The sequence below is a fragment of the Pseudomonas sp. LB3P14 genome (genome assembly GCF_054898045.1).
Genome location: NZ_CM142714.1, coordinates 7,323,191 through 7,335,514, shown reverse-complemented (window position 1 = coordinate 7,335,514; position 12,324 = coordinate 7,323,191). Strand labels below are relative to the sequence as shown.

Sequence of the window (12,324 nt, the reverse complement as noted above, 5' to 3'; positions counted from 1 at the left end):
TGGTGCTGTGCTCCCGATCTCTTTCAGAAGCCAGCGGCCATGATGCGTCTCGATGCCATAGTTGAAAAGGTGTACCTCTACCCTAAACCCGTAGACTTTCGAAAATCCATCGACGGCCTAGCCGCACTGGTGGAGCTGGATATCAAAGTGGCGCTGTTCGATCCGGTGCTTTTCGTCTTTCTCAACAAACCCAGCAATCGGGTGAAGATTTTGTATTGGGAACGCAACGCCTTTTGCCTTTGCTCAAACGCCTTGAATCCGAATGCTTCAAAACATCGCCCGATCAACACCGACGAAGCCATCGTGCTGACGGTCCAGGAGCTGAACTGGCTGCTCGATGGTTTTGATCTGTGGCGCAACCGTCCACATCAGGTTTCGATACCTCGATTTGTCGCCTGATTCGCTATAATCCACGGCATGATTTCCATGCACGGCAACCTTCCCGATGACCTGACTGCGCTCAAGCAATTACTTGCTCAGATGCAGTCCAAGGTTGTTCATCTCGAAGAAGAAAATGCGCTGCTCCGTCAGCGTCTCTTCGGGCGTAAATCCGAACAAACCGTCGATCCAGCATCCCCGCAATTGGCTCTTTTTAATGAAGCCGAAAGTGTCGCTGAACCTGCCGCCGAAGAGGTGGAGGAAGAAGTCGTCACGCCGACCAAACGCCGTGGCAAACGCAAGCCTCTGCCCGCCGACTTGCCCCGTATCGAAGCCATCCACGAACTGCCCGAGCGCACGAGCTGACTTGTGCTTGCGGCTGCCGCAAGCACACCATCGGCGAAGAAACCAGCGAGCAGCTGGAAATCGTGCCGATGCAGATCCGCGTGATCAAACACATCCACAAGGTCTACGCCTGCCGTGGCTGTGAAACCGCGCCGGTCACCGCTGACCAGCCAGCGCAATTGATCGAAAAGAGCATGGCCAGTCCCAGTGTGTTGGCGATGTTGCTGACCACCAAATACGTCGACGGTCTGCCGCTGCATCGCTTCGAAAAAGTACTCGGTCGCCACGGCGTCGATATTCCACGACAAACCTTGGCACGCTGGGTCATCCAGTGCGGCGAACACCTGCAACCGCTGCTCAACTTGATGCGTGACCGGCTGCAGGAAAGGAGAAAACGCGTATGCGTCCGGCCAAGTCATCTACCCAACCCCGCAACGCCAGGACATGGTGTGCACTTAAATTTAAGTGGGCACCAGTTCTAGCCTTTTAAGCGGGTATTTCATGCAGCCAACACGCCGTTCCTATTCCAAATCCTTCAAGGCCCAGGTCATTCAAGAGTGTGCCCAGCCCGGCGCTTCGATTGCCAGCATCGCCCTCAGCCATCGCCTCAACGCAAACCTCGTCCACAAATGGATTCGAGTGCAAGCGCAGAAAAGCACGACGCTTCAACCTGCATTCATCCCATTGCCTATGCAAACAACGGCGCACGTATCTTCATCGAATATCAGCGTTGAGATTCTGCACCCACGCGGCACCGTCAAAGTGAACTGGCCAACCGATAGTGCTGCTGCCTGCGCCGCTTTCCTTCGAGACCTGTTGCGATGATTCGCATCGACGCCATCTGGCTCGCCACCGAGCCCATGGACATGCGTGCCGGCACTGAAACTGCGCTGGCCAGGGTGATTGCGGTCTTCGGTGCGGCGAAGCCGCACTGTGCTTATCTGTTTGCCAATCGCCGCGCGACTCGGATGAAAGTGCTGGTACACGATGGGATTGGCGTTTGGCTGGCTGCACGTCGCTTGAACCAAGGCAAGTTTCACTGGCCAGGCATTCGACAAGGCAGCGAAATGCAGTTGGATACCGAACAACTTCAGGCCTTGGTGCTCGGCCTACCTTGGCAACGTGTTGGCGCTGGCGGTGCAATCACGCTGCTTTAAAAACCGTAATTAGTGCCTCGGCTTGCTGTCGCAAGTGGCCTGCTTTGGTAAAATCCACGGCATGACTTCCTCGCCCAATCTCGATCAAATGACTCCCGACCAACTGCGTGCATTCGCTGCGCAGTTGCTGTCGCAGGTCGAGACCATGGGTAAGACGGTCGAAACAATGGGTAAGAAGATCAACCGCGATCAAACGGTAATCGAGAAGCTGACCCACGAGATTGCGCAGCTCAAGCGTTTGAAGTTTGCCAAGCGCAGCGAGCAGATGAATCCTGAGCAGGCGAGCCTGCTTGATGACCTGATCGATACCGATATCGCGGCGATTGAGGCCGAGCTTCAGGCCTTGCAAATAGCCCCAGTGGCGACCGAGAAAAAGCAAAAGCCCAAGCGCACGGCCTTGCCGGCAGAGTTTCCACGCACCTTGATCCATCACGAGCCGGACAACACCCACTGCCCATGCGGCTGCGCGCTCAAGCGTATCGGTGAAGATATCAGCGAAAAACTGGACTACACACCGGGCGTGTTTACCGTTGAACGCCATGTTCGTGGCAAGTGGGTTTGCGATAACTGCGAAACGCTGATCCAGGCACCGGTGCCGGCGCAGGTTATCGACAAAGGCATCCCAACCGCCGGGTTGTTGGCCCATGTCATGATCGCGAAGTTCGCTGACCATCTTCCGCTTTACCGTCAGGAATCGATTTTTGGTCGTGCCGGCTTGGCGATTCCACGTTCAACTTTGGCTCAATGGGTTGGCGTTACGGGCGTGCAGTTGCAGCCACTGGTCGATGCCCTGCGTGACGTAGTGATCGGGCAGCAGGTTGTGCACGCGGATGAAACGCCCGTGCAGATGCTCGCTCCGGGCTCGAAAAAAACCCACCGTTCTTATGTTTGGGCTTACGCCACCAGCCAGTTCTGCGAAACAGCCGCTGTCGTCTACGACTTCAGCCCCAGCCGCGCCGGTGAGCATGCTCGCAACTTCCTGCAAGGCTGGAAAGGTAAGTTGGTCTGCGACGACTTTGGCGGTTACAAGGCCAGCTTCGAACTCGGCGTGACCGAGATCGGCTGCATGGCCCATGCCCGGCGCAAGTTCTTCGAACTGCACGCTACCAACAAGAGCCAGCTCGCCGAGCAGGCCCTGCGTTACATCCAGTTGCTGTACGAGATCGAGAGCGAAGTGCGTGACCTGGAGCCGGATTTACGGTGCCGAATACGGCAAGAAAAAGCCGTGCCGATGATGGATATCCTGCATGCCTGGATGATCGCCCAGCGTGATCTTGTGCCCGAAGGGTCGGCCATCAGCAGAGCACTCGATTACAGCCTTAAACGCTGGGCAGCGCTGTCGCGCTACCTCAATGACGGGGCCGTACCCATTGATAATAATTGGGCGGAGAACCAGATCCGGCCATGGGCTCTTGGGCGCAAGAACTGGCTCTTCGCCGGGTCGCTACGCAGCGGAAAACGGGCGGCGGCGATCATGAGCTTGATCCAGTCTGCGCGGCTGAATGGTCATGATCCGTATGCCTATCTAAAGGATGTTCTCACGCGCCTGCCGACGCAGCGGGCGAGTGAAATCGAGCAGTTGCTTCCGCATAAGTGGCAGCCGGTTTAATCACGCAAGATGTGATGCCCGGACGCATACGAAAACGCAGTCTCAGGTGACGGCGCAAAACGCGCTGGGCAAAGGCATCAGTTATCTGGCCAGCAACTGGGACAAGTTAGTGCGATACACCGAAGCCGGTTATTTGCCGATCGACAACAGCGCGGCAGAGCGTGCGATCAGGTCCTTCGTGATCGGGCGCAAGAACTGGCTGTTCAGCGACACCCCCAAAGGCGCGCCGGCCAGCGCTCAACTTTACAGTTTGGTCGAGACGGCTAAAGCTAACGGCCAAGAGCCCTATGCGTGGCTGCGCCACGCACATGAACGGTTGCCGCAAGCCGCCGCAGTAGAAGACTTCAAAGCCTTGCTGCCGTGGAACTGCACGCCGCAAATACCACGATAGCTATACGCCCCACCTTTAAAATGTGGGATTCATGGATCGCATACGCTTGATTAGCTCGTCGAGCTCAAAAAATTTTCACGCGCACTGCGAGGCCGCCTTGTTTATTATTGGCTGGGAGCATTGGGGGGCGAGTAAAGCACGTTTGAGTTGCTCGGCACTCTGTTTCCAGGTTAGCCACGGCATGTTAACTGAATCAATGGTTGAGCCGTCACGATAGTCCTGTAACCACTGAGTAATTGCGTCGGCCAAGCTCTGTGCACTGTCGCCCTCGAAGAACGCAGCATACTCGCCGGCAACCTCTCGAAACACCGGCAGGGAACGCGCGAGGATCGGCAGCTTATGCTGCGCAGCTTCAATCAGCGGTAATCCGAAGCCTTCACCTTGCGAAGCGGCCAGCAAGCAGGACGCCGCCGCATAGACTTTTTCCAGGTACTCATCGCTGATACCTTCAAGCCAAAACAGGCGCTTGTTTAATTGCGGGTGGTTGCGCAAGCGCGTGCACAACGCATCAACCATCCAGCCTTGTTTGCCCACAATAACCAAGTTGACCTGCTCACCTTGGGCCCATAGCAGATCGAAGGCTACAAGAGTTTGGGCATGCCCTTTGCGCGGCTCAATGGTGCCCACCGACAAGAAACTCGGTACGCTACGCAGGCATTCAAGCACCTCATTGGCTCCTTGCGCCAAACCGTTGGACGGCATCGAAGCGGCCAAATCAGCACCTAGGTGGAACCAACTCGTCTGCAAGGGAGTCGGAGACAAACGTGGTGCGCCATGGGCGGCAACCCAGCGCTGCAGGTCAGCAGCCACCGAGGCAGAGATACATAGCGCTGCATCGGCCTTGGAAATCTCGTATAGCCAATTGGCATGACCTTCTTTAGTGCCTGCAGGAAAGTGCTCCTCGAACTGGATCGGGATCAGGTCATAGACTACGAAAGAAGTCTTCACCCCACGCTCACGCAAACGGGAGAATACCCCGCACTTGCCCGCCTCGATAATAAACGAACCGGAGAAGTCCAAGCCCAGGAATTGCTCGCCAGGTTGCATATCCACAGGCTCATCGAGTAACCATCCGGTCGGGCAGCTCATCAACGAGAGCATGTAATTGCGCGCATAGCGCCAATGCCATTCGCCCCCGCTATCGCTCAGAAAAACCGGCTCAAACAGATAACCAGTGGGCGGCGATTCAATCAGCGCCAGCAGCAACGCCCTGACCACACGCTGAATACCGGTGCGCAAATCAACCCGGATCATGGCAGAGACGTCAACATATATGCGACGTAAGCCAACGGCCGGCGGCTGGTTGAGTGCAATGGCTTTGGACATCGCAACGATATCCACGCTCTCGCTAAAATCAGTGACCACATGCCCCACCGCCGAAGTGAACGTCTGATAACGGCTGTGATCGAGATAATGGGCTTCAATACTTTCGAAATAGCGCTGGGCACAAAATGCGGGCGCATGGGCGCTTCGCACGTATGTGGCGGCTAGATCGCCCAGGCTAGCGCGAGCCACAGGCTCGCTGCGGAGCCATTCCAAGGCTTGGGTCAGTTGCGCGTCGCTGAAATCGTCTTCCAGCTTGATCAACACATCATCCGGCAGATCAGCCATGGCACCATTGGCATTGATGACCGTGGCCAGACCGTAATTGAGACAATCAAGCACTGCCGCTGAAGTCTCGCCGCGCGACAGTTCACGCAACTGCACACCAACGTCTGCAGCGGCCAGGTACAGCTCATAGGTCAGTGCGTCGGTCCAACCAACAATGCTGACGCTAGAAGCCTGTTGACGTTTCTTGAGGTGCCGCTCGATGTCTTGGCCATAGTCTGACGCCTCGTTCTGGCCAACGAAGAACAACTTGCAGTTGCAGTCCTGGCGGAGCAACGTGGAGCCTTCCCACGCGGCCAACAATCGATGATTAAGCTTGGTCTTGCCCATAAAGCCAAAGCTACACACCACGAAGTCGTCGCTGCTCAAGCCCAAGGCTGCACGGGCGCGCTCGCGGTCCAGGTTCATTGCAGGCACACGCAGAAGTGGGATCATCGAACAGCGCGCCCTCTCCCCATACCATTGACGCGCCAACGACTCGGAGTAATTCGAATGCACGATCACTCCTAGTGCCTGATTAATCACCCCCAGGCTGCCCGGGTACTTGGACAACGTGCTATGCACCCCGTCCTGATGAAAATCAGCCACCGCCTTGTAACCATGTCCCTGATACAGCTCTTTAATCCAGACATCGGGTTTTATCCCATGGACCTGGCAATACCACTGAACATCGCTCAGATAGAAGTCGTGCAAGACGACGACCCCAGCAATCTCGTCGAGTAACTCAAACATAAAGGCATGCATCGGATTATTACCGAAGTGGTAAATAACCCGCTGGTAGCGCAAGGCGTTCTGGCGGAACCACTCCACCGAGCGCACCTGACAGTTAGCCAGGATCCAAGGATCATTGACCTGGGGATGATCGGTCACCACATCGATGTCGTAATAGCGGCTTAACTCGGGCAACAACTCTGCGCTGTACCCGGCGATGCCGCTTTTTTGGGGTGGCAGTGGCGACACATAAGCCAACTTCTGTCGCAAACCACTGGTGCTGACATGCCCCTGTTGCAAGGCCCCTCGCGCCAACAACGCTAAGACAGCCCCAGCGTCCTCCCGCAATGACGCGTCTTCGAAACCGGTCGCAGGGTTCGCCGATAGAGCATTGACCTGAGCGGCAGGCAACCCCAGCGCCTGGCTGACATATTGAGGATCCAGCGGCGGTATGACCATCACCAACTCTGCACGACGGATCTGCTGGATCTGCTGCGCCCAATACAAGCCCCGTGGCGCCACCTCGCCAGCATAGGACTTACCCAAAGACTCCAACACGACGACGCTGCGCATGGACTGCGCCAATACGCCAATAGTCAAAATCAACTCATTGTCAGCGCCATCAAATACATTGGATAGCAACACCAAATCGGGCTTGAGATTGGCCAGAAACGCCTCACGGATCAACTCAGCGGCTTTCGCCCGACCTTCGTTATCCGGATCAAGCCGATTCACCGGGCCAGGTGCCGACCACACATGAATATTTTTGGACGGCAGAACCCCATGAAACTGCGCGCGAATCGCTTCGATGGTCCCATCAAACAGCCCACTGAGGGCCAGGATGACCTCATGTTCGCCTGACTGAAGGGCTAACGCGCATGCCAATTTGGTGATGTAGCACGACGAATCGAGCCGGGTGAGGCGGGCTTGAGCGCCCTGCATATCAATAACAATACGCATCAGCGCTGATCCTTCTGTTCGGTAGTCTTTTTGAGGTCGTTATACACTTGGCGAGCACCCGCCGAGAGGCCCTCCAGGTGCTGCGGTACTTCACTGTTCGCCGTTTCGTGGTGAGAGACAGATGCGCTGACCATTAGCCCACGGTTAAAGGCGAAGCGCTTGAGGGCTTCATACAAACGGGGGTAACGCTTAAGGCTGGCATTGAGCCACCGACGCAAAGCCGGGCGCCCGAGGGTATGGCGCAGCCCCGCGACCACGATTCGACGGGCCCCGCTTTTGAGCAAACGGGCAAAGCTACTGCCCAGCCAGCGCACGGATCTTGCGCACCAGCGCAAAGGCGTAGTAAGGCGCCAGGAAGTGCTGCTCATCAACGCTTGCACGCGGCTGTTATCGGCGCAACTTTGTAGCCAAATTTCGTGAGCCTGGGCCAACGCTTCATCACGCTGCTGACGGGCTTGCTGCAACTCGTCTTCCAGCTCGACACGCTGGCGCTGCAACTCGGCATCGTGTTCGACACACCGGCGCTGCAACTCGGCTTCCAGTTCGACACACTGGCGCTGCAACTTTGCTGCCACGTTGGCTCCCTGGTGTTGCAACTCAGCTCCCAGCTCGGCCCCCTGATACTGCATCTCCTGTAGGCGGTGGTCTTCGAGCATTGCCCGGAAGCGTCGCTCCATGTGTTGCTCATAACGCTCCGCCAAGGTTTCCAGACTCAAACCGTAAGTACGGCCAAAGCAAGGATCGAAAACCGCCAACTGCTCGGCCCCTGCCGTCTTCTGCGCAATGATCGCGTAATCCGGGCTGACCCCGCTCAACACTTCCATTAAGGTGAGTTGCGGCACGTCATGCAGCGCAGCTGGCTCCTGCAGACGGACCAACTTGGAGCGCGCAAACCCCGTGTACTCGGTCAAAAAGCTGAGTAACAAATGTGGTATGGGCTTTTCGTGGGTCGGGTCGAGGTAGAAAGAATTAGTGCCAACCAACAGGTTTTCCGGGTTCGGCGTTTCCATAATCAACAGCCCCGCCGGCTTGAGCACCCGCAGCGCCTCACTGACCAACTCCTGCAAACTGGCGAACGGTATGTGCTCAATCAAATGGAACGCCGACACCACCGCTTGACTCTCATCGCCCAGTGCGGCCAGCGCCGCCAGCGCGTCGCCGTGCTCGGCAGGCAAGTCGAGCGCCTGACATGCTTGCAGCATGCCCTCGTCGACGTCAACACCACGGGCCAGAAAGCCTTGCGACTGGATCAACTCCAGCCACTCGCCACGGCCACAACCCAAATCAAGCACCGGGCACTGCGGGTACAATGCTTTGAGCGGGTTGATAAAAGGCAGGTAGACCTCTTGACGCTTCCTGATCAAGTCGCGGCTACCGCGATGGAGATCTTCAAACGCCCGGTAAAAATTCGCATTCATCTGCTGTTTTCCACTGTTGGCGGTAACCAGGCAAGCCCGACAAATTCCGTTTTGGAGACATTGACCACATTGAACACCAGTGCCAGGTCCTGCCACTCGAAGTTACAGGCAATATGGTTCTCGGTGGTGTGCAGCGCAACCGCCACCGAATACGAACCCACTCCCAAGTTAGCCTCAAAGTCGAAGCGGTACTGCATTGTTTGCCCCGCCGCCAGACTCTCCAGTTTGCAGCCCAAGTGGTGCGTGTTGGTGCCGAAGACCGTCTGACCCAAACGGTCCTTGAGCATGTAACCGGTAACCAACTCGGGGATGTCGCTGTTGACCTGCACATCAATTTTCAAGCTGACACTTTCGCCAACTTGTACGTACTCGATCGGCTCTCCCACGCTATTGTGCAGGCTAACCGAACGTATGCTTGCCTCGCCCGAGCCGGAGCGGGTTTGCACGCTGCCATCTTCGCGCTGGATGACTGTAACCGTGGCGTTTTCCTTGGCCGCGATAATAGCGTTGTAGTAATCCATCACCTCTTCCGGCGCGCCATCCTTGATCACCGTACCGTGGTCGAGCAGGATCGCCCGGCTGCATAACGACTGGATCGAACCTCGGTCGTGGGACACGATCAACAACGTCGTGCCCAGACGCTGAAACTCGCGAATACGCTCAAAGCTCTTGTGCTGGAAATAACTGTCACCCACCGCCAAGGCTTCATCGACGATCAGGATGTCTGGACGAAACGCTGTCGCCACGGCAAACGCCACGCGCATCTGCATACCGCTCGAATAAGTGCGCACGGCTTGGTCGAAGTATTCGCCAATCTCGGCAAAAGCCTCGATCTCTGGCATGGCCTGGCGGATCTGCTCAGTGCCAAAGCCCATCAAACCGGCGGCGTGATACACATTCTGGCGACCGGTCAAATCAGGGGTAAAACCCATGCCCAACTCGAGAATGGCAGCGATGCGGCCGTTAACCTGAACGCTGCCCTCCGTGGGTTGCAAGGTTCCGGTAATCATCTTCAGCAGCGTAGATTTTCCCGCACCGTTTTGGCCAACGATACCGATGGCTTCTCCCGGCTTGATGGAAAAACTGATGTGCTTGAGCACCCAATGCTCCTCACTGGGTTTGGTGCGCAGCCCAAACCAACGGCCAATGCGCTGAAGTTCAGAGGCATAGACGCGATAAGCCTTGCCCAGGTTATTTACAGTCAGCAGGCTCATAACACGTCCACCATTTCCGGCGCGGCGCGGCGGAACATAAAAAGCCCCAACAGCATCAAGCCCAAGGCAATAACAGTGGTCACTGCAATTTGCTGGATATCGGGGGTTTTGGCGTATACCAAAATGTCATGGTAAGCGCTTACGATCGGGAACATGGGGTTCATGTCCATGTAGCTTCTGAAATTTTCAGGAATAATATTGACCGGGTAAACGACCGGGGTGAACCAGAACCAGACTTGCAGCAGGATGGGTACCACTTGGCCTACGTCCCGAATGAAGACGTTCAGTACCCCAAGAATCAAACCTATGCCAATAGCCAGAGCAGTGACTGCGACCGTCAACGGGATGAGCCATAGCATTTGCAGGTGTGGCCATTGACCCAACAGAGCAAAAACCGCCAACAGCGCGACAAACAGCAACACATAATTAAGCAGGCTCGATCCCACGACAATTACCGGCAAGGTAATACGCGGAAAGCGCATTTTTTTCATGAGGTTGCCTTGGTCGATGAACAAGGTTAAACAGCGGCCGATGATCTCCGAAAAAAGGCTCCATGCCAGCATGCCCGCCATCAAGTAGAGGGCGTACGCGTACTTGTTGTCGATCCCGGGCAGCTTTGCTGCCAGCACGTTGGAGAGCACCAGAGCATAAATGGCGACTTGGGCCAGAGGATTGATGATCATCCACAGACCGCCTAAACGGCTACGAGCAAAACGGGCAGAAAATTCATTGTGGATAGATGAAAAAACGAATCCCCGGTAATCCCAAAGGCTTTTGAACAACTCCAACATTCCTGACTCCTGGTAAAAGTGAAGCCAAGTTGCTTCACTCTTGGCGATTCTGAATCGTGCGATTTACAGCTACGTCTCAAGGTCTCCGGTAAAGATACGGTTGCGCTCCCAGAGATGAGAATCCAGACCAAACCCTCGGTGGATTGCTTTGAGGTGCACTATATAGTTTCCGCTAAGGCAGGCGGACATTTCACCAAGGATAGAAGTCTCTTTCAGGGCTTCCATCGCTACAAACCCCTTTATCAAACTGAACGTACTTATCCCCGGATCAAACCGGCAATTTCCGCCACATAGCGCACAACAAGCTCTTCATTCGCACGACTCTCCACATTCAACCGTAGCAATGGTTCCGTATTGGATCCTCGCAGACTGAAGCGCCAATCGCCAAACTCAAGACTGATACCGTCTGTTTCATCGATAAGCGGGTCGCTTGGCAGAAAGTGTTCGAGCACCTTTTTTAACGTCTCACTCACATCCGTCACACGATAGTTAATCTCCCCACTACAAGGAAACGCTTCGATTCGCTTCGCGACCAGCTGAGCAAGCGTTTCTCCTGTTTCGGAAATCAACGCTGCCACCAACAACCACGGAATCATCCCGCTGTCGCAATACGCAAAATCGCGGAAGTAGTGGTGAGCGCTCATCTCCCCGCCATACACGGCATCTTCCTCGCGCATGCGTTCCTTGATGAACGCGTGTCCGGTTTTGCTCTGAACGGCGATACCGCCCGCCTGCTCGACCTGTTCGATGGTGTTCCAGGTCAGGCGCGGGTCGTGGATGATCTTGCTGCCGGGGTGTTGTTTGAGCAGCATTTCGGCCAGCAGGCCAACGAGGTAATAGCCCTCGATAAACCGACCATCGGCATCGAAGAAGAAACAGCGATCGAAGTCACCGTCCCAGGCCAGGCCCATGTCGCACTGGTTGGCCAGCAGCGCCTGACGAGTCAGCTCGCGGTTCTCTGGCAGCAGCGGATTGGGTACGCCGTTCGGAAAGTGGCCATCGGGCTCTTCGTTGATGAACACCCACTGCAGCGGCAGTCGTGCAGCCAGCGCCTGCAGCACGGGACCGGCAGCGCCATTGCCCGGGTCTGCGAGGATCTTGAGGGGTTTCAAGGCGCTGACGTCGACGTAGGTGAGCAAATGGTCGATGTAAGCGGTCTTGTCGAACGCTTGGCGAACCGCGCCTTTTTCTGCCGCGACGGTGCCCAGGTCACCCTGATCGACACGCTGGCGTATGGCGTCGAGGCCAGTGTCGCCGCTGATAGGGCGAGACTCGGCCTTGACGAGTTTCATGCCGTTGTAGCCTTTGGGGTTGTGGCTGGCAGTGATCATCACGCCGCCATCAACCTTGTAGTGACTGGTGGCGAAGTAGACTTCCTCGGTGCCGCACAGCCCAATGTCGATCACATCGGCACCCGCCTCGGTAATGCCGCGCATCAGCGCTGCCGCCAGAGGTGGGCTTTCGAGCCTCATGTCCTGGCCGACCACGAAGGTTTTCCCCTGCAACTCGGCCACGAGCGCGCGACCTATGCGGTAGGCGATGTCTTCATTGAGTTGAGCGGGGACCTGACCACGAATGTCGTAGGCTTTGAAGCATTGCGTCACGATAGGAGGATACATTCTGCTCACTAACTGAAATGTCCGATGCCGCCCTGAGGCGGCAACGGCAAAAATGGACCGCCAGGGCCTGATGCCGCTGGCGCGCTGACCCCGCAAGGCGCGGGGCTCGCTTCGGGTTCAGTG

The 12,324-nt window shown here is 56.3% G+C and carries 9 protein-coding genes and 2 pseudogenes; 6 read left to right on the top strand and 5 right to left on the bottom strand.

Annotation, left to right across the window (positions count from 1 at the left end; translation table 11 throughout):
• Positions 1-39: 39 nt before the first annotated feature.
• From tnpB (ACYZT5_RS33720) to ACYZT5_RS33695, 6 genes and pseudogenes are all read left to right on the top strand, one after another.
• Entirely contained in the window at positions 40-399 is a 360-nt protein-coding gene (gene tnpB / locus ACYZT5_RS33720; RefSeq protein ID WP_462049126.1) for an IS66 family insertion sequence element accessory protein TnpB, read from the top strand.
• Between the two features lie 18 nt (positions 400-417).
• A pseudogene (locus ACYZT5_RS33715) lies at positions 418-1,109 on the top strand (transposase); the annotation flags it as partial.
• Between the two features lie 115 nt (positions 1,110-1,224).
• Entirely contained in the window at positions 1,225-1,548 is a 324-nt protein-coding gene (tnpA, locus tag ACYZT5_RS33710) for an IS66-like element accessory protein TnpA (RefSeq protein ID WP_462047422.1), read from the top strand.
• The gene (gene tnpB, locus ACYZT5_RS33705) at positions 1,545-1,880 is read left to right on the top strand and encodes an IS66 family insertion sequence element accessory protein TnpB (RefSeq protein WP_237142353.1); all 336 of its coding nucleotides are present in this window, start codon (positions 1,545-1,547) and stop codon (positions 1,878-1,880) included. The genes tnpA and tnpB (ACYZT5_RS33705) overlap by 4 nt, the downstream gene beginning before the upstream one ends.
• A 61-nt stretch (positions 1,881-1,941) precedes the next feature.
• Positions 1,942-3,489: an IS66 family transposase gene (gene tnpC / locus ACYZT5_RS33700; RefSeq protein WP_462049125.1), complete on the top strand. Its 1,548-nt coding sequence runs from the start codon at positions 1,942-1,944 to the stop codon at positions 3,487-3,489.
• Between the two features lie 31 nt (positions 3,490-3,520).
• A pseudogene (locus tag ACYZT5_RS33695) lies at positions 3,521-3,880 on the top strand (IS66 family transposase); the annotation flags it as partial.
• Positions 3,881-3,955: 75 nt separating this feature from the next.
• Here ACYZT5_RS33695 and ACYZT5_RS33690 read toward each other — a convergent pair.
• The 5 genes from ACYZT5_RS33690 to ACYZT5_RS33670 form a co-directional block, all read right to left on the bottom strand.
• Complete coding sequence (locus ACYZT5_RS33690) at positions 3,956-7,159, bottom strand: glycosyltransferase (protein ID WP_462049124.1); 3,204 nt, start codon at positions 7,157-7,159, stop codon at positions 3,956-3,958.
• On the bottom strand, positions 7,159-8,577 hold the full coding sequence (locus tag ACYZT5_RS33685) for a class I SAM-dependent methyltransferase (protein ID WP_462049123.1): 1,419 nt from the start codon (positions 8,575-8,577) through the stop codon (positions 7,159-7,161). The genes ACYZT5_RS33690 and ACYZT5_RS33685 overlap by 1 nt, the downstream gene beginning before the upstream one ends.
• Positions 8,574-9,791 carry an ABC transporter ATP-binding protein gene (locus ACYZT5_RS33680; protein WP_462049122.1) on the bottom strand — a complete coding sequence of 406 codons (1,218 nt, stop codon included), beginning with the start codon at positions 9,789-9,791 and terminating at the stop codon, positions 8,574-8,576. Before ACYZT5_RS33680 ends, ACYZT5_RS33685 begins: the two co-directional genes overlap by 4 nt.
• Complete coding sequence (locus ACYZT5_RS33675; RefSeq protein WP_462034070.1) at positions 9,788-10,582, bottom strand: ABC transporter permease; 795 nt, start codon at positions 10,580-10,582, stop codon at positions 9,788-9,790. Before ACYZT5_RS33675 ends, ACYZT5_RS33680 begins: the two co-directional genes overlap by 4 nt.
• A gap of 257 nt (positions 10,583-10,839) precedes the next feature.
• Positions 10,840-12,201 carry a phosphohexomutase domain-containing protein gene (locus tag ACYZT5_RS33670; protein ID WP_462049121.1) on the bottom strand — a complete coding sequence of 454 codons (1,362 nt, stop codon included), beginning with the start codon at positions 12,199-12,201 and terminating at the stop codon, positions 10,840-10,842.
• Positions 12,202-12,324: the final 123 nt, after the last annotated feature.